Below are 22,433 nucleotides of genomic sequence, written 5' to 3' on the forward strand. Positions count from 1 at the left end.
AGCAGTAGTTCTAAAGAGCTTGAAAACTTGAGTTCACATTAGTGAAATGAGAGGCTAGGAACAGTTTTTCGTTTGCATAACATTAGGAAAATATCAAAAATAAAAGGTATAAAAAATGACATACGAAGTTAAATCTCTTAATGAAGAATGTGGTGTTTTTGGTATCTGGGGTCACCCGGATGCTGCCAAATTAACTTATTTCGGACTTCACAGTCTCCAACACCGTGGTCAAGAGGGAGCAGGAATTCTCTCAAATGATGCGGGTCAATTGAAGCGTCATCGTGATATGGGGCTTCTCTCAGAAGTTTTCCGTGATCCAGCCAACTTGGACAAGCTAACTGGAACGGCTGCTATCGGTCATGTTCGTTATGCGACTGCTGGTGAAGCTTCTGTAGACAATATTCAACCATTCATGTTTAAGTTTCACGATGGACAGCTTGGTCTTGCTCATAATGGGAATTTGACTAATGCAGAGTCACTAAGACATGAGTTGGAGAAAAATGGAGCTATCTTAAACTCAACTTCTGACTCAGAAATCTTAGCTCACTTGATTCGTCGTAGCCACAACCCATCCTTTATGGGCAAGGTGAAAGAAGCCTTGAACACTGTTAAAGGTGGATTTGCTTATCTTCTTATGATTGAGGACAAGCTTATTGCAGCTTTGGATCCAAATGGCTTCCGTCCCCTTTCTCTTGGTAAGATGAGCAATGGTGCTATCGTGGTTTCATCTGAAACATGTGCCTTTGAGGGTGTTGGTGCAGAATGGATTCGGGATGTAAATCCAGGTGAGGTTGTTATCATCGATGATAATGGCATCACTTACGATACCTATACAACGGATACGCAATTGGCTGTTTGTTCGATGGAGTATATCTACTTTGCCCGTCCTGATTCAAATATCCAAGGGGTCAATGTCCATACAGCTCGTAAACGTATGGGTGCTCAATTGGCACGTGAGTTCAAACATGAAGCAGATATTGTCGTTGGTGTGCCTAATTCATCACTTAGCGCAGCCATGGGATTTGCGGAAGAATCAGGCTTGCCAAATGAAATGGGCTTGATTAAAAACCAATACACCCAACGTACCTTTATCCAACCAACACAAGAATTGCGTGAGCAAGGGGTTCGTATGAAGCTCTCTGCCGTATCAGGTGTTGTTAAAGGCAAACGTGTGGTTATGATTGACGACTCTATTGTACGTGGGACAACATCACGTCGTATCGTTAATTTGCTAAAAGAAGCAGGAGCAACAGAGGTCCACGTAGCAATCGGTAGCCCAGCCCTTGCCTACCCATGTTTCTACGGTATCGATATTCAAACACGTAAGGAATTAATTGCGGCCAATCATACAGTTGAGGAAACACGCGAAATCATTGGTGCGGATAGCTTGACTTACTTGTCAATCGATGGCTTGATTGATTCTATTGGAATTGACACAGATGCACCAAACGGTGGCCTTTGTGTGGCTTACTTTGATGGTAAATATCCAACACCATTGTATGACTACGAAGAACGCTATTTGGAAAGTTTGAAAGAACACACTTCTTTCTATTAAGAGCAGTGCAGAAGAAAAAAGAGGAAAAAATTATGTCTAAAAATGCTTACGCTCCACGTCTCACTACTGACTAAAAGCTAAAGCATTTGTCAGTAGACACTTTGCCCTATGGGGTCAAAGCTAGAGACCTGACTAGTATTTTTAGATAAAAAGATGGTTCATCTAAAAATACGTCGCACTCTTTCTCGAAAAAAGAAAAGGAATAAATAAAATGACAAATAAAAATGCTTATGCTCAATCGGGTGTGGATGTTGAAGCAGGTTATGAAGTTGTTGAACGTATCAAAAAACACGTTGCCCGTACAGAGCGTGCAGGTGTCATGGGAGCTCTCGGTGGCTTCGGTGGTATGTTTGACCTTTCAAAAACAGGTGTCAAAGAGCCTGTTTTGATTTCAGGTACAGATGGTGTCGGTACTAAACTCATGCTTGCTATTAAGTACGACAAACACGATACTATCGGTCAAGACTGTGTCGCTATGTGTGTTAACGATATCATCGCTGCAGGTGCTGAGCCCCTTTACTTCCTTGACTACGTAGCAACTGGTAAAAATGAACCAGCTAAATTGGAGCAGGTTGTTGCTGGTGTTGCTGAAGGTTGTGTGCAAGCTGGTGCAGCCCTTATTGGTGGTGAAACTGCTGAAATGCCTGGTATGTATGGTGAAGACGACTATGATTTGGCAGGTTTCGCGGTAGGTATCGCAGAAAAATCTCAAATCATCGACGGCTCAAAAGTAGCTGAAGGTGATGTGCTTCTTGGACTTGCTTCAAGCGGTATCCACTCCAACGGTTACTCACTCGTGCGTCGTGTATTTGCTGATTACACAGGGGAAGAAGTTCTTCCAGAACTTGAAGGCAAAAAACTTAAAGACGTTCTTCTTGAACCAACTCGTATCTACGTCAAAGCAGCTTTGCCACTCATCAAAGAAGAATTGGTTAACGGTATTGCCCACATCACAGGTGGTGGTTTCATCGAAAATGTACCACGTATGTTCTCAGATGACTTGGCTGCTGAAATTGATGAAAGCAAAGTGCCGGTTCTTCCAATTTTTAAAGCCCTTGAAAAATATGGTGAAATCAAACATGAAGAAATGTTTGAAATCTTCAACATGGGTATTGGTCTCATGCTTGCGGTTAAACCAGAAAATGTTGAACGTGTCAAAGAACTTCTTGACGAACCTGTTTATGAAATCGGTCGTATTGTGAAGAAAGATGGCGCAAGTGTGGTGATTAAATAATGTCTAAAAGGATTGCTGTATTTGCCTCTGGCAACGGCTCAAACTTTCAGGTGATTGCGGAACAATTTCCAGTAGAATTTGTCTTTTCAGATCACCGGGATGCCTATGTCTTAGAACGTGCCAAAAATCTTGGTGTGGCTAGCCATGCCTTTGAACTCAAGGAATTTGACAATAAAGCAGCTTATGAAGAAGCTATCGTCAAACTCTTGGATGAACACCAGATTGATTTGGTTTGCTTAGCGGGGTATATGAAAATTGTTGGCCCAACCTTACTAGCAGCTTATGAAGGCCGTATCATCAATATTCACCCGGCATATCTCCCTGAATTCCCAGGAGCTCATGGTATTGAGGATGCTTGGAATGCAGGTGTTGGCCAGTCTGGTGTGACTATTCACTGGGTGGATTCTGGTGTTGATACCGGTAAGGTTATCAAACAAGTCCGTGTGCCACGCCTTGAAGGTGATACCCTTGATACTTTCGAAACTCGCATCCACGAAACAGAGTACAAGCTCTATCCAGAAGTCTTGGATAGTTTGGGAGTTGCACGAAAATAAGAAAGCCCTCGAGCTGAAAGAAAATTTTCGACTGTAGCAGATAAAGAACTTTTTTAAAAAAAGGAAAAGAAAGAAAATGACTAAACGAGCACTTATTTCAGTCTCAGACAAAGCGGGCATTGTTGAATTTGCCCAAGAACTCAAAAAACTCGGTTGGGACATCATCTCAACAGGTGGTACTAAAGTTGCCCTTGACAATGCTGGGGTAGACACTATCGCCATCGACGATGTGACTGGTTTCCCAGAAATGATGGACGGTCGTGTAAAGACTCTCCACCCAAATATCCACGGTGGTCTCCTCGCTCGTCGTGACCTCGATAGCCACCTTCAAGCGGCTAAAGACAATAATATTGAACTTATCGATCTTGTTGTGGTAAACCTTTACCCATTCAAGGAAACGATTCTTAAACCAGACGTAACTTACGCTGATGCGGTTGAAAACATCGATATCGGTGGGCCATCTATGCTTCGTTCAGCAGCTAAAAACCACGCTAGCGTAACAGTTGTGGTAGATCCTGCTGACTATGCTGTTGTGCTTGACGAATTGTCAGCGAACGGCGAAACAAGCTACGAAACTCGCCAACGTTTGGCAGCGAAAGTATACCGTCACACAGCTTCATACGATGCTTTGATTGCGGAATACTTCACAGCTCAAGTGGGTGAAACAAAACCTGAAAAACTCACTTTGACTTATGACCTTAAGCAACCTATGCGTTACGGTGAAAACCCTCAACAAGACGCTGACTTCTACCAAAAAGGTTTGCCAACGGCTTACTCAATTGCTTCAGCTAAACAGCTTAACGGTAAAGAATTGTCATTCAACAATATCCGTGACGCTGATGCCGCTATCCGTATCATCCGTGATTTCAAAGACCGTCCAACAGTTGTGGCTCTCAAACACATGAACCCATGTGGTATCGGTCAAGCTGACGACATCGAAACAGCTTGGGACTATGCTTATGAAGCTGACCCAGTGTCAATCTTCGGTGGAATCGTAGTCCTCAACCGTGAAGTTGATGCTGCGACAGCTAAGAAAATGCACGGTGTCTTCCTTGAAATCATCATTGCACCAAGCTACACAGACGAAGCGCTTGAAATCTTGACAACCAAGAAGAAAAACTTGCGTATCCTTGAGTTGCCATTTGACGCTCAAGACGCTAGCGAAGTGGAAGCAGAATACACTGGTGTTGTTGGTGGTCTCCTCGTTCAAAACCAAGACGTTGTTAAAGAAAGTCCAGCTGACTGGCAAGTGGTTACTAAACGCCAACCAACTGAGACAGAAGCGACAGCTCTTGAGTTTGCTTGGAAAGCTATCAAGTATGTCAAATCAAATGGTATCATCGTGACTAACGACCACATGACACTTGGTGTTGGCCCAGGTCAAACTAACCGTGTGGCTTCAGTCCGTATCGCCATTGAGCAGGCTAAAGACCGTCTTGATGGTGCTGTTCTTGCTTCAGATGCCTTCTTCCCATTTGCGGATAACGTGGAAGAAATCGCTAAAGCAGGTATCAAAGCAATCATCCAACCGGGTGGATCAGTCCGTGACCAAGAGTCAATCGAAGCTGCTGATAAACATGGTTTGACAATGATCTTTACAGGCGTTCGTCACTTCCGTCATTAAGAACTTACAAAGCATCCAAGAAATTGGATGTTTTTTAAATCCCTTAAGCTTCCTTTAAGCTCTCCAAGTTATACTAATACCATCCTAAAAAACTTTTCTTTTTCATAATTCTCCTAAGAGCTCAGCACTAGCTGGGCTTTTTTATTTCAGAGTATCAAAAAAACAACCGTTCTCACGATTGTTTAATAGAATTAAACCTTTTCAAGGACAGACTGGGTTACCCAGGTCTTGCGATTTCCGATTTGGACGAGGACGCCATCGCTAGGTGGGTCAATGGCTAGCACTTTGAAGTTACCTGGAATAGTAAAGGTCTCACCAGGATTGAGGTACTGGTCTGATGTTGGATTACCCTGTCCATCAACTTCAATAACAGGTCCAGGATCAACGATATTGTGTTTAGTTGGTGTACCTCCAGCTAAATCTTGGCTAGTGATGGTATTTCCTGACACAGACGTGACACGGAAAGTTCCTGAGAAGCGGACTGTATCACCAACTTTGATAGAAGAGTTAGTAGAATTTCCATTTTGGGCTCCTGGTTCGAGGTCTTTAAAATGGATATAGCCAGACACCTGACTCTTATGGAAGCTACGTTTGTGGTATTTCTCAGGACCTTGACCCGCATCGTAGTTGTACTCCTCAATGGTCACCTGATCACCATGAACTTCTGCAACCCAAGCGACATGCCCCATGTGCCCCGCTCCATTGACACCAGCTGAGAACCAGGCGATGCTCCCTACGGCAGGATTCATGTCAACGCGGTGGCCATTGGCACGTGCGATGCTGCCCCAAGTGATGGCATTTCCATACCCTACAGGCAGAGTGAAACCGTTGGTGTTGCTGAGACGATAGGCTGCAAAGGATGTACACTGACGCCAGTACATGGTCCAAGGATCCACGCCAAAGCCACCATATTTCCAAGAGGAAGGGTAGTCATCCCCGAGGACAGCCGCCTGAGCAGAGCTGCCACACGAAACCGAAACAGTCACTAGACAAGCTAGCGGTAAGAGACAATTTAGTATTTTTTTCTTCATTTTAACCTCCACCTACCTATTCGCAGTTTTTCAGGAAAATGAAGATATTTTTGCGTTTAAGCCTCCCTTAAGCTGCTCAGGATATACTATCATCAATCCTAAATAACTTTTTTCATTTTCATAATCTCCCAAGAGGTGGTCCAAGTGGCTGCCTTTTTTGTGTCCAAATTTGGATACACACCCATATCTCCGAACAAATATGTTATAATAGTTATGTATAATTCGTGAAAATTGCTAATTTTTCCGAATGATTGTCGTTAACGGGCATTTGCCCCTAGTCTTATTTGATATTGAGGTATCTTTCAAATGAAACTTTTGGTTGTTGGTTCTGGCGGTCGTGAACATGCGATTGCCAAGAAATTATTGGAGTCTAAGGACGTTGAGCAAGTTTTCGTGGCTCCTGGTAATGACGGGATGACATTGGACGGTCTTGATTTGATCAATATCGGAATTTCCGAACATTCTAAGCTGATTGACTTCGCAAAAGCGAACGATATTGCTTGGACCTTTATCGGTCCAGATGATGCTCTTGCAGCTGGTATCGTGGATGATTTCAATGCGGCTGGACTCAAAGCCTTTGGTCCGACAAAGGCTGCGGCTGAGCTTGAGTGGTCTAAGGATTTTGCTAAGGAAATCATGGTCAAGTACGACGTTCCGACAGCAGCCTATGGCACATTTTCAGATTTCGAGGAAGCCAAGGCCTACATCGAGGAAAAAGGCGCTCCAATCGTCGTCAAGGCAGACGGCTTGGCCCTTGGTAAAGGTGTCGTCGTTGCGGAGACAGTGGAGCAAGCCGTCGAAGCTGCTCACGAGATGCTTTTGGACAATAAATTCGGTGACTCAGGTGCGCGTGTGGTCATCGAGGAATTCCTTGACGGGGAAGAGTTCTCTCTCTTTGCCTTTGTCAATGGGGACAAGTTCTACATCATGCCAACGGCTCAGGACCACAAACGTGCTTATGATGGCGACAAGGGTCCTAACACTGGTGGGATGGGTGCCTATGCGCCAGTTCCTCACTTGCCACAGAGCGTGGTTGACACAGCGGTTGACACTATTGTCAAGCCAGTTCTTGAAGGTATGATCAAAGAAGGTCGTCCTTACACTGGTGTCCTTTACGCTGGACTTATCTTGACAGCTGATGGCCCTAAAGTCATCGAGTTCAACTCACGTTTTGGTGATCCTGAAACACAAATCATCTTGCCTCGTTTGACATCTGACTTTGCACAAAACATCACTGACATTTTGGAAGGCAAAGAGCCAGCCATCACTTGGACGGACAAGGGTGTGACACTTGGTGTGGTTGTAGCCTCAAACGGCTACCCACTCGCTTATGAGAAGGGTGTCAAACTTCCAGCCAAGACAGAGGGTGACATCATCACTTACTATGCTGGTGCTAAATTCGCTGAAAATGGCCAAGACCTCCTCTCAAACGGAGGACGTGTCTACATGCTTGTCACAACAGCAGATACCGTCAAAGATGGCCAAAACATTATCTACAACGAACTCAACAAACAAAACACAGAAGGCCTCTTCTATCGTACGGATATCGGTAGCAAGGCTAACAAATAAAACTCTTTGAAAATCTTCGATTGGCTGTGTTAAAGCTCCTTGATGAACTTTAGTTCTATCTTCGTCGCTTTGCCTTGTCATTCTATGATTTTCTTTGAGTTTTTGAATATCAATGCTATTTTAGGCGACGAAGTCGCCAATCCGATAATGGTCGTTTGATTTGCGAGCGTTAGCGAGCTAGTATAGGATAATCGTCGCAGTAGTGGAACTCCTAGTAGCAGAGCTACTAGGAGCGGAAAACTGGAGACTCAGGCTCCAGTTTTAGTAATGGAACGCTACAGGCGGTCGCTTACGTCCGCACTACATTAGACGATTATCAAAAAAGGAGAAAAAATGAAACCAGTAATTTCCATTATCATGGGCTCAAAATCCGACTGGGCAACCATGCAAAAAGCCGCTGAAGTCCTCGACAACTTCGGTGTTGCTTACGAAAAGAAAGTTGTTTCCGCACACCGTACACCGGACCTCATGTTCAAACATGCCGAAGAAGCACGTAGCCGTGGCATAAAGGTCATCATCGCTGGTGCGGGTGGCGCTGCTCACTTGCCAGGTATGGTTGCTGCCAAAACAACCCTTCCAGTCATTGGTGTGCCAGTCAAATCACGTGCTCTTAGCGGTGTGGATTCGCTCTACTCTATCGTTCAGATGCCAGGTGGTGTACCTGTCGCAACTATGGCTATCGGTGAAGCTGGTGCGACTAACGCTGCCCTCTTTGCCCTCCGTCTCCTCTCAGTAGATGACAAGGCCATTGCGGATGCGCTTGCTAACTTTGCTGAAGAACAAGGAAAAATCGCAGAGGAGTCTACAAATGAGCTCAACTAAAACCATTGGTATCATCGGTGGCGGTCAGCTCGGTCAGATGATGGCTATCTCAGCTATCTACATGGGCCACAAGGTTATCACCCTTGATCCTGCAGCAGATTGCCCATCTTCTCGTGTGTCTGAGGTTATCGTGGCCCCTTACGACGATGTAGATGCCCTTCGTCAGTTGGCGGACCGCTGTGACGTTCTCACTTATGAGTTTGAAAATGTCGACGCTGACGGCCTTGACGCTGTCATCAAAGACGGTCAACTTCCACAAGGAACAGACCTGCTTCGTATTTCACAAAACCGTATTTTTGAGAAGGACTTCCTCTCAAACAAGGCTAAAGTGACCGTTGCCCCTTACAAGGTCGTAACATCTAGCCTTGATTTGGAAGATATTGACCTTTCTAAAAAATACGTCCTCAAGACAGCGACAGGTGGTTACGATGGCCACGGTCAAAAAGTCATCACATCAGCTGACGATTTGGAAGAGGCAAATGCCCTCGCTAACTCAGCCGAGTGTGTCTTGGAAGAGTTCGTTAACTTTGACCTTGAAATTTCAGTCATCGTGTCTGGTAACGGTAAGGATGTGACGGTTTTTCCAGTTCAGGAAAATATCCATCGCAACAACATCCTCTCTAAAACCATCGTGCCTGCTCGTATTTCTGATAGTCTAGCTGAGAAAGCTAAAGCCATGGCTGTGAAGATCGCTGAACAACTTAACCTCTCGGGTACCCTCTGTGTGGAAATGTTTGCGACAGCTGATGACATCATCGTCAACGAAATTGCACCACGCCCACACAATTCAGGCCACTACTCAATTGAAGCTTGCGACTTTTCACAGTTTGACACGCATATCTTGGGCGTTCTCGGAGCACCACTTCCAGCAATCCACCTCCATGCACCTGCTGTCATGCTCAACGTCCTCGGTCAACACGTCGAAGCAGCTGAGCGTTATGTCACAGAAAATCCAAGCGCCCACCTCCACTTGTATGGTAAACTAGAAGCGAAGCACAACCGCAAAATGGGTCATGTGACTTTGTTTAGTGATGAACCAGATAGTGTGGTTGAGTTTGGGAAAGGAATTGATTTTTAGGTGAAAATAGCAATCCTAGGGCTCGGAGTCATTGGAACGACTTATGCCTATGCTTTTCAAAAAGCAGGTCATCAAGTAGAACATGTCCTTAGAGACAGTAAGCGGAACAATGCTCCCAAATCCCTATCGGTTGATTTGCTAGATGGTCGCTATCATTCCAAAGGTGAGAACAAGCATGATACCTATGAGGTTCATGTGGCAGAAGCTGATTCGGAATATGATTTTATTTTTCTCAGTGTTCGTCATGGTTTTGTCAAAGAAGCCGTGGAAACCTTGCGAAAAAATAATATCAAAGGTACCCTTGTTTTCTTCTGTAATTTCTGGGATACTCGAAAAGAGGTCAAAGAGTGGGCAGGAGATTACGACTATATTCTAGCCTTTCCGACAGCGGGTGGTCACATGCAGGAAGACCATTTGGATGGTGTCTTATTTGACCATTTAATGCTCGAAGGTGAGCAAAAAGCACACATTTCTAACTATACTGATTTGACGACTTTGCTGAGTTCTGCAGATTTGAAGTGGGAAGTTCCTCATGATATGGTCGAGTGGATTTGGATTCACATGGCGATTAATGCGGGTGTTACTTCGACAGCTGCACGTTCAGGAAATTTGGAAAATCCAGAAGAATTGGCCTTGAACTTGATGAATAGTTCTTCGGAATTATCATTAGCCATCAAGGCCATTCGAGAAGCTTTGAAAGTCGTAGAAGCGCGTGGTGTAAATTTGAAGCTTTACAAAGCTGAACTCTTACCTTACAAAATCCCCGCTTGGATAGCCGGCAAGGCCATGAAAGTCATGTTTGCGAAAAATGAGCTGACCCGAAAAATTATGACTTTGCACAATGATAAACAGGACATCTTCTATTGTTGTCAAAGTGTCTATCAGACCGGTCAGGAATTAGGTGTTGAGATGCCCATTCTTGAAGCAAATATGAAGGGAATTTCGATTTAGGAGGTTTTATGATTCAACTCATCGTCAACGCATTTGTTGAAAAAGATAAGACTGGAGCAGTCGTCGAAGTCTTGTATGCTAGTAGCAATCACGAAAAAGTGAGAGCTAAGTATGAAGAGTTGGTTGCTCAATATCCTGAAAACTATTTAGCTATCTATGATTTGCCGATGGATACTGATTTGAATAAACTAGATCACTATCTATCAGTGTGGATTGGGAAAGAAGAGTTTGAATAGGAGACCTTAATGGCGATATTTAATTTTGGAAAACCCAAAGATGAAGCTTTAGAAAATAAAATTCAGAGATTAAATCAAGAGATTGCTATTCAAAAAGCAAAACTGGCAGATTTAAAAGCTCAAATAAAGATAGCAGACGATATAGTCTCGTTAAATACTGAGTTATCTCAGAAACGGTCAGAATTATTTGCTATTCAGAACGAGATTTCCTTAGCTAATGACACACTTGGATTACAAGAGTTTGGATTTTTTGAAAGACAGTATAAGTTTTCTGATAGCACAAAATATAAGGAAGCTTTAGATAATTTGAGAAAACAGCAGAAAGACTTAGTTAAATTTGGTCAGGCTGGTAGAATTATAGTACCTATGCTTTTAGATAATAATCAAAGCAAGGGAAAGGCAATGCAGAATCAGCTTATTAAAGCAGCTATTCGTGGCTTTAATGGTGAAGCGGATGCCTTGTTAGTAAAAGTTTCTGTTTCGAATGTTGAAAAGAAAATTCAGGCATTGAAGAAAGCATTCCAACAACTAAATAGAATGTATTCACGTAATCAAATTGAAATTACGATACCCTATCTAAATTTGAAAATTGAAGAATTACGTCTAGCTGCTGAGTTTGAGCTACAGAAGCAAGAAGAAAAAGAATTACTTCGAGAGCAAAGAGCAAAAGAGCGTGAGGACAAAAAACTTCAGGCTGAAATTAAAGCACGTCGAAAGCAATTGGAAAAAGATAGAACTCACTTTAAAAATATGGTTTCTAAGGTTGAGGAACTTTTGAAAAATGCTACTGGTGAAGAGTTTGAAGAACTTCAGAGACAGTTATCTGAGTACCAAGATAAATTATCTGAATTAGATGAAATCGAAGAAGATATTGATTATCGTGAAGGTCATGCAACTGCCGGCTATGTATATGTAATCTCTAACATTGGTTCTTTTGGTGAAGATGTTTATAAAATTGGAGTTACTCGTCGTTTAGAACCTCTTGAACGCATCAGGGAATTAAGTAGTGCGTCTGTACCTTTTCAATTTGATGTTCATGCTTTGATTTTTAGTGAGGAAGCCTTTGCATTAGAGACTGAATTACATAATCAACTAAGTGAGTATAAGGTTAATAAAGTAAATAACCGTAAAGAATACTTCAAGGTTCCATTTGAAAAAATTAAGGCACTTTTGGATAAACACGAAGAGTTAACTATAGAATTAAATGAGAACGCTGAAGCATTCGAATATAGACAGAGTAAATTAGTGGGTGGTCAATATAAATGAAGTTTTGGCTTATTCTATCGTTAATAATATGTTTTATAGGTTGTGTAATGGGAGTTCTAGGTATGGGAGAACCAAGTGATTGGAAGTCTCAGACAACAAACAGTATTACTACTGATAGAGAAAAAAACAATTATTCTTTAAAACAAAGGTTTTATTTTGCTATAGGAACAATTGTTTGTGTACTACTAATAATGGCTATATTAGTTATATAATTTAAACAAAATATAAATAAAAAGAAAGGAACAAGGGCACTCGTATTCATTAAAACTGAATACGGGCTACGGACTTGGTCAAAAAGATAATTTTTCCTAGAAGCTGACGCTTCTTCGTCTAAACTCCTATTTTGACTGTGTCCGCTTAACGCCCTTAATATCTTAATTATGATCGAACGTTATTCACGCCCTGAGATGGCGAACATTTGGACTGAAGAGAATAAATACCGTGCTTGGCTTGAGGTGGAAATCTTGGCTGACGAAGCATGGGCTGAGTTGGGAGAAATTCCTAAGAAAGATGTGGCTTTGATTCGTGAAAAAGCGGACTTTGACATCGACCGTATTTTGGAAATTGAGCAGCAAACTCGTCACGATGTGGTTGCCTTCACACGTGCGGTTTCTGAGACTCTTGGTGAAGAACGCAAGTGGGTTCACTATGGTTTGACATCTACTGACGTGGTAGACACTGCCTATGGTTACCTCTACAAACAAGCCAACGACATTATCCGCAAGGATCTTGAAAACTTCCTCAACATCATTGCTGATAAAGCGAAAGAACACAAGTTCACTATCATGATGGGTCGTACCCACGGTGTGCACGCTGAGCCTACAACTTTTGGTCTTAAATTGGCAACTTGGTACAGCGAAATGAAACGTAACATTGAGCGTTTCGAGCATGCGGCTGCTGGTGTGGAAGCTGGTAAGATTTCTGGTGCGGTTGGTAACTTTGCCAACATCCCACCATTCGTTGAAAAATACGTCTGCGACAAACTTGGTATACGTGCTCAAGAAATCTCTACACAGGTCCTTCCTCGTGACCTTCACGCTGAGTACTTTGCAGTTCTTGCTAGCATCGCAACTTCTATCGAGCGTATGGCAACTGAAATCCGTGGTCTTCAAAAATCTGAACAACGTGAAGTGGAAGAATTCTTTGCCAAAGGTCAAAAAGGGTCTTCAGCAATGCCTCACAAACGTAACCCAATCGGTTCTGAAAACATGACAGGTCTTGCGCGTGTTATCCGTGGTCACATGGTAACAGCTTATGAAAACGTAGCCCTTTGGCACGAACGTGATATCTCTCACTCATCAGCTGAGCGTATCATCGCACCAGACACAACAATCTTGATTGACTACATGCTCAACCGTTTCGGAAACATCGTTAAGAACTTGACAGTCTTCCCAGAAAACATGATCCGCAACATGAACTCTACATTTGGTTTGATTTTCAGCCAACGTGCTATGCTTACTTTGATTGAAAAAGGCATGACTCGTGAGCAAGCCTACGACCTTGTTCAACCAAAGACTGCCCAATCATGGGATAACCAAGTAGACTTTAAACCACTTCTTGAGTCAGATCCAGAGGTAACATCTCGCCTCACTCAAGAAGAAATCGACGAAATCTTCAACCCAGTTTACTACACTAAACGTGTTGATGAAATCTTCGAACGCATCGGTTTGGGTGACTAATCTATATAAAGAAAAAGCAGGTCCGCCTGCTTTTTGTGGTGAAAAATGGAAAAAGTAATTGTATTAGTAATAATAGGTTTAATCATATTATTGTTGAATATTCCTTTATTATCTTCTCACTCAGCATTATTCAATAATATTTATCAATATTTAGTATCTAGCACAGGTAATAACAAGGATTATTTTCAAGTTGTCTTTTCAGCTGTAGCAATATTAACTACTTATCTGGTATTTAATCTTCAGAGAGTTAGAGAAAGGAGAATCCAAGAAGAGGAGAGTATAAAAGATAGGGAGAATGAACTAGTTAAGGAAAATGAGAAACAAGAACAATTTTTTGCAGAACGAGAAATGGAGCTATCACAAGTTAGACCTTTGTTTATGATCAACAAGTTGGAAAATGAATATGAAATTGAGTTGTTTATGAAAGGGAAAGAGCCACTTACAAATATAAAAATTTATTCTAAGTTAATTGAAGGTGACTTTGATGAAATTAGACCGACTTTGTTTGGTAATGCGACAAGAGGTGATATATTGTTTAAATTTGATCCATTAGAGACGGAGATGGTTCTAGTTTCTTGTATGACATTTCTAGATGAAAGGATATATTTTGTTTATTATATTGGTGATAGCATGCTTCATTTTAGAGAGGTTACTCTCTTAGGTGAGTTTGAGTATAGTAAGCAAAATCTAAATAGGACATCTCTATCGGAAGCATCAGGTAATGAATTAGATAAATACATAGAACTATACAAGAGTCAAGTTAAGTATGATTATCTGAAAGACTTACCTCAGTTAATGTTTTCTCAAATGTTACATCGTGGTTTCTTCAAAGATTACTTATCAATTAATGAGAGTCCAAACTATGGATTAAAATTAGTATTAGCAATGCAACAGGAAAGTATAGGACAGATATTTTCAGAATCTATTCGATTTGTTAGAGATTATACAAAAATGGATATAGATGCATTAGGACAGTTCATAGATGTATTAATAAAGTATTTATCTGATTCATGGTATTTAACAACAAATAATATTGAGGAAGATAAATATTATTTTAGTAATAAAGTAACTTTCAATAAACAGGATTTACAAGAATACTATAGTAATTTCTTCTTACAAGAAGAAATTACAAAAGATGCTATGATAGAGTATATGAAGTCGTTAAAGAAAGATATTGTAGAATTTCAGAATGTAAATGAGTATTTTTTACGAGTACTAGAGGTGTATTTCAGAGACCATGTTCAACTTGCGGACGGAAGAAAAGATTCCAATATAGAAAAAGAGACTGTTTTCTCCTATATACGTCAGGATTTAAGAAGAACGCTTTTAAATTTTACAACTAAATAGTTTAGAGTAGACTTTTTTTGATGGTGACATTTATGTCACTAGTTTTGTTTCCTTTTCAGCCTTATAATAGGGTCATCGCAAGAAAACTATCAGAAAGGAGAAGTTAGTAATCTTAAAAGGACGACTTAATTATTTACTGGAACTTAGCCTCTTAATAGTAAGCATCGCTTATAATATCATCCACATCATGAATGATCTTGGAAGTATTAAAGCCCCCTCTTGGTTTTTAGATATGGACATTCCTAGTGGTTCCTTACTATTACTTATTTTGCTTATTATTTTAAAAAGTGACAAAAGATAATAATCTCTTAAGCTACTTTTAAGTTTATTAAGATATATTATAACCATCCTAGTAAGGCAGCTAGCTTTTGTGAGCTAGAGGTAACATAATTTTTTTCATAACAAATCTCCCCGAAGAAAGTCTAGAAATCTAGGCTTTTTTCTTCTTTTTTGAGGTTTTATTAGGGTATTTTAAGAAAATACTTGAAAACCCTTCCAAAACAAGGTAATATAGTTATATAAAGATTCTATTGGACAAGCGGTCACCTTGGAGGATTAGGAAGAAGAGGTTGGGAAGCCTGTACAATCGTATCTTTTCAGCGGTCTTTGGACTGCTGTGAAAATCCCTTAGGGGATTTTTTTCTGCGATTTAAGGTTTCTTTAAGGAAGTCAGGTTATACTTTAAGTCTCCTAAATAACTTTTACTGAACGCCGTTCAGTAAGTCTCGTTGGCTTACACTTTTTGTAGAACAACGAACTTTTCTTTTTCATAATCTCCAAAAGAGCTCAACACCATGTGTTGGGTTCTTTTTTTGGCAATAAAAAAACGCCCTTAGGCGTTTTAAATATAGCTTACATCTCGTCTGGAGCTTCAACACCGAGAAGGCGAAGGGCTTCTTTGAGAACTGTTGCTGTTGCGTAGCAAAGAGCCAAACGGCTGTCACGTTCTGGGCTTTCGTCCAAGATACGTGTGTGTGCATAGTATTTGTTAAAGGCTTGAGCCAAGCTGATAGCAAACTTAGCAACGATAGATGGCTCAAAGTTGTCTGATGCACGGTTGATGATACGTGGGAAGTCTTGGATGAGTTTGATGATTTCCCAGCTTTCAACGTCGTTTAGGCTGTATGTAGCATCTGCAGATGGCGTGAAGTTAGCCTTGCGCAAGATAGATTGGATACGAGCGTGTGCATATTGAACGTAAGGTCCAGTTTCTCCCTCGAAGGATACCATGGCATCAAGGTCGAAGTCGTAACCATTCATACGATCTGTTTTAAGGTCGTAGAATTTGATAGCTCCAACACCTACAGCATGAGCAACAGCTTCCTTGTTAGGCAAGTTTGGATTCTTAGCTTCGATTTGAGCTTGGGCACGGTTAACAGCTTCAGCAATAGTTGGCTCAAGCAAGATAACGTTACCCTTACGAGTTGACAATTTCTTACCGTTCTTAGTTACAAGACCAAAGGCAACGTGAGTCATGTCGTCAGACCAGTCGTAGCCCATTTCTTTAAGAACAGCTTTCAACTGTTTGAAGTGGACAGATTGTTCATTACCAACCACATAGATGGCTTTGGCAAAGTCGTAAGTACGTTTACGGTAGAGGGCAGCAGCCAAGTCACGTGTGATGTAGAGTGTCGCACCATCTGATTTTTTGATGAGGGCTGGGTGTTCGATACCGTATTTTTCAAGGTTAACCACTTGGGCACCTTGAGATTCTTGGAGAAGTCCTTTTTGTGTCAAGATGTCAACGACTTCATCCATCTTATCATTGTAGAAGGCTTCACCGTTGTAGCTATCAAAAGAAACACCGAGTTCATCGTAGAGACGGTTGAATTCCACCAAGCTTTCGTCACGGAACCATTGCCAGAGGGCAGTTGCTTCCTCGTCACCAGCTTCCAATTTACGGAACCATTCACGAGCTTCTTCGTCTACAGATGGGTCTTCTTCAGCTTCGGCATTGATACGCACATAAAGTTGAAGGAGTTCATTGATAGGGTTGGCTTTGACAGCTTCCTCGCTACCCCATTTCTTATAGGCAACAATCAGCATACCAAACTGTTTACCCCAGTCACCCAAGTGGTTGATGCGGACTGGTTTGTAGCCTTGTTTAGCTATGATGTTGGCAAGAGCATCAGCGATAACTGTTGAACGCAAGTGACCGATAGAGAAAGGTTTAGCGATGTTAGGACTAGACATATCAAAGGCGATGTTACGTCCGTGACCGATGTTTTGGTCAGCGTAGTGGCTGCCTTGAGCGATAACTTGTCCAAGAACGTCCGCTGAGATTTTTGATTTATCAAGGAAGAAGTTGATATAAGGACCAACAGCTTCAACTTTTTCAAAGTTTGAGGCATCGATTTTTTCAGCGATGTCTGCTGCAATCATTTGAGGAGCCTTGCGCAAGACTTTAGCCAATGAGAAGGCAGGAAAGGCGAGGTCCCCCATGTCAGCATTTTTAGGGGTTTCAAGCAGATTTTGAATGTTTTCTTGTTCCAATTCAGGAACAACTTTGGCAATTTCTGCTGCAATGAGTTCTTTAGTATTCATAGGTACTCCATTTCAAATCTTGTCATTCATACCTATTTTACCATTATTTTAGTTAATAGGGTAGGGACAAGAAAGCATCAATTAGGAAGTATTTCATGAAAAAATACAAAAATTCTGTTATAATATGCAAAGAATATACATAAAAAGAGGAAAGATAATGAAGAGAGATCGTCAAGCTGTTATCAAACAGATGATTTCAAGAGATAAGATTGGGACACAAGAGGAAATTAAGCAACGCCTAGAGGCGGAAGGTATCACGGTTACTCAGGCTACCTTGTCACGTGACTTGCGTGAGATTGGCCTCTTGAAGCTTCGTGATGAAGAAGGAAAACTCTACTATAGTTTGTCTGAGCATGTGCTTCCAAGTTTGGATCCTACGGTTAAGGACTATGTCAAATCAGTTTCCCGTGCCCAGTTTATGTTGGTCCTTCACACAGAGTTGGGTGAAGCTGATGTTTTGGCCAACCTAATTGATAGTGATGGTAATCCTGAAATTTTAGGAACCGTTGCTGGGGCAGATACTCTATTGGTAATCTGTAAGGATGCTGTGGTTGCTGAAAAATTGGAAAGCGAGTTTCACTGATGAACACTCCTCATCAGGATCTCCAAAAAGCCAAAGAAGAGTTAATTGACCTCCTCAAACACCATGAGGCGGTTCTTGCTTTTCAAGAGGCTGAGAAAGCCATTGGACAGGTACCTCAAATCAGTCATCTGGCTGGACAAATGAAAGCTTATCAACAAGAAGCGGTGCTTTTTCAAAAAATCGAGAAACAACGTGCCTATGAGGAGGCAGATGAGCAGGCAGATTTGATTCAGCATGAGTTGGAAAATTTGCCTATTGTTCAGGACTACCGTCAAAAAATGCAGGATGCAAGTGACTTGATCCAATATGTGACTAAGTCTATCGAAGAAAGGATTAACGAGGAGTTAAGACATGGCTAAGGAAAAAATATCTCCAGGAATGCAGCAGTATTTGGATATCAAGGAAAATTATCCAGATGCTTTTTTGCTCTTCCGTATGGGTGATTTTTACGAATTATTTTATGATGATGCCGTTAAGGCTGCCCAGATTTTGGAAATTAGCCTAACCAGTCGTAATAAGAACGCCGATAATCCCATTCCTATGGCTGGTGTTCCTTATCATTCAGCTCAATCCTATATTGATGTCTTGGTTGAGATGGGCTACAAGGTAGCCATTGCTGAGCAGATGGAGGATCCTAAACAGGCTGTTGGTGTGGTTAAGCGTGAGGTGGTTCAGGTTATCACGCCAGGGACAGTGGTTGACAGTTCTAAACCTGATAATGCCAACAATTTCTTGGTAGCCATTGACAAGGCTGGAAGTCGATTCGGCCTGGCCTATATGGATGTGTCAACGGGTGAATTTTTTGCGACAGAGTTGGACGATTTCAGTTCAGTTTGTAGTGAAATTCAGAACCTTAAGGCACGTGAAGTAGTAGTTGGTTATGATTTACCTGAAGCTGATGAACAGATTTTGGTCAAGCAACTCAACCTTCTACTTTCCAAGGAAACAGAGGTTTACGATGATGTCCACTTGATTGACACCAGCTTGACAGACTTGGAAAGCAGTGTAGCGGGTAAACTTCTCCAGTATGTGCACCGTACTCAGATGCGCGAGCTCAGTCATTTACAAAAGGCTCAGCACTATGAGATTAAGGATTACTTGCAGATGTCCTATGCGACCAAGTCAAGTTTGGATTTGTTGGAAAATGCTAGAACGGGCAAGAAACACGGTTCTCTTTTCTGGCTCTTGGATGAAACCAAGACAGCTATGGGAATGCGTCTCTTGCGCACTTGGATTGATCGTCCTTTAGTGAATCAGGCTGCAATCATGGAGCGCCAGAATATTATCCAAGTTTTCTTGGACAATTTCTTCGAGCGTAGTGACCTGACTGAGAGTCTTAAAGGGGTTTACGATATTGAGCGCTTAGCCAGTCGAGTTTCCTTTGGCAAGGCTAATCCTAAAGATTTGATTCAACTAGGTCATACCTTAGCTCAGGTTCCAGTTATTAAGGCGATTTTGGAGTCTTTTGATGATGAGGCCTTGTCACGTCTTTTACAAGAATTGGATGCTCTGCCAGAATTAGAAAGTCTGATTCGGTCAGCTATTGATCCCGATGCTCCTGCAACCATTACAGAAGGTGGCATTATCCGTGCTGGTTTTGATGAGACCTTGGACAAGTATCGCAAGGTGATGAGCGAGGGGACGTCATGGATTGCGGATATCGAAGCCAAGGAACGTGAAGCGTCTGGTATTACAACACTAAAAATTGATTATAACCGTAAAGATGGTTATTACTTCCATGTGACCAACTCTAATCTTAGCTTGGTTCCTGACCATTTCTTCCGCAAGGCAACCCTGAAAAATTCAGAGCGCTATGGAACCGCTGAGTTGGCTAAGATTGAAGGTGAAATGCTTGAGGCACGTGAAAAGTCATCAACGCTCGAATATGATATTTTCATGCGTGTCCGTGAGCAGGTTGAACGCTATATTGACCGTTTGCAATCTTTGGCTAAGGCCATTGCGACAGTCGATGTTCTTCAGAGCTTGGCAGTTACAGCAGAGACTAATCATTATGTTCGTCCTGTGTTCAATGATGAGCATCGTATTGTTATTGATCAAGGTCGTCATGCGGTGGTTGAGAAGGTTATGGGCGTTCAGGAATACATTCCAAACACGATTACCTTTGACAGTCATACCAATGTTCAGCTCATCACAGGGCCAAATATGAGTGGTAAATCTACCTATATGCGTCAGTTGGCTTTGTCAGTCGTTATGGCTCAGATGGGGGCTTACGTGCCAGCAGATAGTATTGATTTGCCAGTTTTTGACGCTATCTATACACGTATTGGTGCTGCAGATGATCTGATTTCAGGTCAGTCGACCTTCATGGTTGAGATGATGGAGGCTAATCAGGCCATTAAGCGGGCGACACCTAATTCCTTGATTATTTTTGATGAGTTAGGACGTGGGACAGCCACCTATGACGGTATGGCTCTGGCCCAGTCTATCATTGAGTTTATTCATGACAAGGTTGGGGCTAAAACCATGTTTGCTACCCATTATCATGAGTTGACAGCCCTGTCAAATACTTTGACACACCTTGTCAACGTTCATGTGGCGACACTTGAAAAGGACGGAGAGGTGACTTTCCTTCACAAGATTGTCGATGGCCCAGCCGATAAATCTTATGGTATTCATGTAGCTAAGATTGCAGGTTTACCAGCAGATTTACTGGAACGTGCTGACACCATCTTGACACAATTGGAGGGCGAGACAGTTACCATCCAACCTCAGGAAAAGGTATCGCCTCAAGAGAAGCCTGCCACTGAAACGCATGTCAACGAGCAAATCTCTCTCTTTGATGATTTTACTGAAAATCCAGTTCTTCAAGAGTTACGTGATTTGGACATTTACAATATGACACCGATGCAGGTCATGATGGCTGTAGCAGATTTAAAACAGAAACTATAAAAGAAGCTTGTCAATTGACAGGCTTCTTGTCTTTTATAGGTGTTTCAATTCTTGGTTGAGTTGTTCAATATCCTTTTTCATTTTCCAATAAGAGAAGACCCAAACGAGGAGATAGATAAGGCTGAATTCAATGACTAGCTCCAAGTAGAAAGTTAAACGTAGAGGGAACCATCCGCTGAGGGTAGCTAGTGGAATGAAACCTAGACAGGTCAAGGCGTAGTGAGTGAGGGTTGCACGAAGTAAACTCCACTCAGCCTTACGGAAAATATAACTAGCGACTTCAAAGAGGATACCGATAGCAAACCAAGTGATGAGGCAGTAGGCCAATACCATAGATCCGTGAACCTGATGTGACGTCATCCATTGTCCAATGGCTGAGTGAGGATTTAGAGGCATGTAGCTTGGTGCCCAGATAAGAGACATAATCATGGATACGGCAAGTCCGATAAGGATGCCCTTTGTGCCTGATTTAAAAAGTTGCTTTTTCATTGTAATTTCTCCTTTATTGCTTTGAGGTAACGGCGTGATGAGTAGGTGATTTCCTTGTTTTTAAGGTGAATTTCAACGAGGCCGTTAGGGGTAATGTTGAAGCGTTCAATTTCTTTGAGGTTGACAATCTCTGATTGTGAGATTTTGATAAAGTAAGATGGCAGTTTTTCTAAAACTTGATAGAGACGTAAGCCTAAGTGGTACTCTCCTTGAATAGTTTCAGCTAGAACTTGACGATTTTCGATGTAAATTCTGGAAATAGCATTAGACTCGATGAGATAGGTTTCGCCATCCTTTTTTCCTTTGAGTCGTTGGTTATCATCCAAAGATTCGACAAACTCGACAACTTGCTGAATCTTGGGCGTTCGACTAGGTGCTTGAATCTGCAACATTTCTTCTTGGAATACCGAGTCAATCTGAACTTTTATTTTCATAACTATCCTTTCTTATTGGTAATTGAGGAGGCCTCCTCCCTTTCACACCTTTATTAAACACTATTTACTAGTCCACAGCAATAGCGTTTGTCTATGTGGTTCTATATGGTGTCTAAGTGGTTGAAAATATTTTCGAAAACCCCTATACTTAATGAAAACGTACTGACGAGGTAATCACATGAAATCTATAATGAAATGGCTAGCAGGAATTTTTCTTGCCTGCAGTCTGATTTTGAGCTTTTTTACACCTTTTGAAAAGGCACTAACACTGAACTTGCTTTTGCTTTATTTCTTTGTTAAGCAGTTTATGGATTCGACAAGTTCACCCAAAACCTACCAATGGATTTTCCAAGTCATCTACCTCTTGATTTTTTCTGTGCTCATTTGGTTCAACCTTCGTCATGGGGATATGATTGTTATAGCCACAGCCTTATCTTGGCTAACAGTTGTGTGTGAGTTATGGCTTTATAGGAAGCATTAGTAACAGTTAGAAACAATGATCTCTCAACCTTTTAGAAGGGAAAATA

General features: G+C 41.7%; 20 protein-coding genes. 16 read left to right on the forward strand and 4 right to left on the reverse strand.

Annotated elements, in window-relative coordinates:
• Positions 1-115 precede the first annotated feature (115 nt).
• The 4 genes from purF (at position 116) to purH (ending at position 4,967) form a co-directional block, all read left to right on the forward strand.
• On the forward strand, positions 116-1,555 hold the full coding sequence (purF, locus tag SSAL8618_RS00225) for an amidophosphoribosyltransferase (protein WP_038674987.1): 1,440 nt from the start codon (positions 116-118) through the stop codon (positions 1,553-1,555).
• 211 nt (positions 1,556-1,766) lie between these two features.
• Positions 1,767-2,789: a phosphoribosylformylglycinamidine cyclo-ligase gene (purM, locus tag SSAL8618_RS00230; RefSeq protein WP_013989890.1), complete on the forward strand. Its 1,023-nt coding sequence runs from the start codon at positions 1,767-1,769 to the stop codon at positions 2,787-2,789.
• Entirely contained in the window at positions 2,789-3,343 is a 555-nt protein-coding gene (gene purN, locus SSAL8618_RS00235) for a phosphoribosylglycinamide formyltransferase (RefSeq protein ID WP_038674989.1), read from the forward strand. The genes purM and purN overlap by 1 nt, the downstream gene beginning before the upstream one ends.
• A 76-nt stretch (positions 3,344-3,419) precedes the next feature.
• Positions 3,420-4,967 carry a bifunctional phosphoribosylaminoimidazolecarboxamide formyltransferase/IMP cyclohydrolase gene (gene purH / locus SSAL8618_RS00240; protein WP_004181944.1) on the forward strand — a complete coding sequence of 516 codons (1,548 nt, stop codon included), beginning with the start codon at positions 3,420-3,422 and terminating at the stop codon, positions 4,965-4,967.
• Positions 4,968-5,158: 191 nt separating this feature from the next.
• Here purH and SSAL8618_RS00245 read toward each other — a convergent pair whose 3' ends face one another.
• On the reverse strand, positions 5,159-5,998 hold the full coding sequence (locus SSAL8618_RS00245) for a CHAP domain-containing protein (protein ID WP_022495811.1): 840 nt from the start codon (positions 5,996-5,998) through the stop codon (positions 5,159-5,161).
• Between the two features lie 306 nt (positions 5,999-6,304).
• Here SSAL8618_RS00245 and purD point away from each other — a divergent pair, with 306 nt between their 5' ends.
• From purD to SSAL8618_RS00290, 8 genes are all read left to right on the forward strand, one after another.
• Positions 6,305-7,567 (forward strand): phosphoribosylamine--glycine ligase, encoded by a 1,263-nt coding sequence (gene purD, locus SSAL8618_RS00250; RefSeq protein WP_038674992.1) that lies wholly within the window; start codon positions 6,305-6,307, stop codon positions 7,565-7,567.
• Between the two features lie 333 nt (positions 7,568-7,900).
• Positions 7,901-8,389 carry a 5-(carboxyamino)imidazole ribonucleotide mutase gene (gene purE, locus SSAL8618_RS00255; protein ID WP_004181954.1) on the forward strand — a complete coding sequence of 163 codons (489 nt, stop codon included), beginning with the start codon at positions 7,901-7,903 and terminating at the stop codon, positions 8,387-8,389.
• Entirely contained in the window at positions 8,376-9,467 is a 1,092-nt protein-coding gene (gene purK / locus SSAL8618_RS00260; protein ID WP_038674994.1) for a 5-(carboxyamino)imidazole ribonucleotide synthase, read from the forward strand. Before purE ends, purK begins: the two co-directional genes overlap by 14 nt.
• Positions 9,468-10,418 carry a ketopantoate reductase family protein gene (locus SSAL8618_RS00265; RefSeq protein ID WP_038674995.1) on the forward strand — a complete coding sequence of 317 codons (951 nt, stop codon included), beginning with the start codon at positions 9,468-9,470 and terminating at the stop codon, positions 10,416-10,418. It abuts the gene before it with no gap.
• An 8-nt stretch (positions 10,419-10,426) separates the two neighbouring features.
• A complete protein-coding gene (locus SSAL8618_RS00270) occupies positions 10,427-10,654 on the forward strand; it encodes a hypothetical protein (RefSeq protein ID WP_038674997.1) in 228 nt (75 codons plus the stop codon).
• Between the two features lie 9 nt (positions 10,655-10,663).
• Positions 10,664-11,920 (forward strand): SNIPE associated domain-containing protein, encoded by a 1,257-nt coding sequence (locus SSAL8618_RS00275; RefSeq protein WP_038674999.1) that lies wholly within the window; start codon positions 10,664-10,666, stop codon positions 11,918-11,920.
• 380 nt (positions 11,921-12,300) lie between these two features.
• Positions 12,301-13,599: an adenylosuccinate lyase gene (gene purB / locus SSAL8618_RS00285; RefSeq protein WP_038675002.1), complete on the forward strand. Its 1,299-nt coding sequence runs from the start codon at positions 12,301-12,303 to the stop codon at positions 13,597-13,599.
• Between the two features lie 45 nt (positions 13,600-13,644).
• Positions 13,645-14,946 carry a hypothetical protein gene (locus tag SSAL8618_RS00290; protein ID WP_038675005.1) on the forward strand — a complete coding sequence of 434 codons (1,302 nt, stop codon included), beginning with the start codon at positions 13,645-13,647 and terminating at the stop codon, positions 14,944-14,946.
• 852 nt (positions 14,947-15,798) lie between these two features.
• Here the strand turns inward: SSAL8618_RS00290 and argS are convergent.
• Complete coding sequence (gene argS, locus SSAL8618_RS00295) at positions 15,799-17,490, reverse strand: arginine--tRNA ligase (protein ID WP_038675007.1); 1,692 nt, start codon at positions 17,488-17,490, stop codon at positions 15,799-15,801.
• 154 nt (positions 17,491-17,644) lie between these two features.
• On the opposite strand from argS, the gene argR reads away from it, so the two are divergent.
• Genes argR through mutS form a run of 3 tightly spaced genes read left to right on the forward strand, consistent with a single transcriptional unit; the run spans position 17,645 to position 20,983 of the window.
• Positions 17,645-18,073, forward strand: a complete 429-nt coding sequence (argR, locus tag SSAL8618_RS00300) for an arginine repressor (RefSeq protein ID WP_171963651.1) — start codon at positions 17,645-17,647, stop codon at positions 18,071-18,073.
• Positions 18,073-18,432 (forward strand): YlbF family regulator, encoded by a 360-nt coding sequence (locus tag SSAL8618_RS00305; RefSeq protein WP_038675011.1) that lies wholly within the window; start codon positions 18,073-18,075, stop codon positions 18,430-18,432. The genes argR and SSAL8618_RS00305 overlap by 1 nt, the downstream gene beginning before the upstream one ends.
• Before the next feature lie 19 nt (positions 18,433-18,451).
• A complete protein-coding gene (mutS, locus tag SSAL8618_RS00310; RefSeq protein WP_371212499.1) occupies positions 18,452-20,983 on the forward strand; it encodes a DNA mismatch repair protein MutS in 2,532 nt (843 codons plus the stop codon).
• 33 nt (positions 20,984-21,016) lie between these two features.
• Here the strand turns inward: mutS and SSAL8618_RS00315 are convergent, their stop codons facing one another.
• Both SSAL8618_RS00315 and SSAL8618_RS00320 read right to left on the reverse strand, forming a co-directional pair.
• Positions 21,017-21,472 carry a DUF3021 domain-containing protein gene (locus SSAL8618_RS00315; protein ID WP_002886315.1) on the reverse strand — a complete coding sequence of 152 codons (456 nt, stop codon included), beginning with the start codon at positions 21,470-21,472 and terminating at the stop codon, positions 21,017-21,019.
• The gene (locus tag SSAL8618_RS00320) at positions 21,469-21,906 is read right to left on the reverse strand and encodes a LytTR family DNA-binding domain-containing protein (protein ID WP_038675015.1); all 438 of its coding nucleotides are present in this window, start codon (positions 21,904-21,906) and stop codon (positions 21,469-21,471) included. The genes SSAL8618_RS00315 and SSAL8618_RS00320 overlap by 4 nt, the downstream gene beginning before the upstream one ends.
• A 178-nt stretch (positions 21,907-22,084) precedes the next feature.
• Here SSAL8618_RS00320 and SSAL8618_RS00325 point away from each other — a divergent pair, with 178 nt between their 5' ends.
• Positions 22,085-22,387 (forward strand): hypothetical protein, encoded by a 303-nt coding sequence (locus tag SSAL8618_RS00325; RefSeq protein ID WP_038675017.1) that lies wholly within the window; start codon positions 22,085-22,087, stop codon positions 22,385-22,387.
• Positions 22,388-22,433: the final 46 nt, after the last annotated feature.

Source organism: Streptococcus salivarius (genome assembly GCF_000785515.1).
Classification (GTDB): Bacteria; Bacillota; Bacilli; order Lactobacillales; family Streptococcaceae; genus Streptococcus; species Streptococcus salivarius.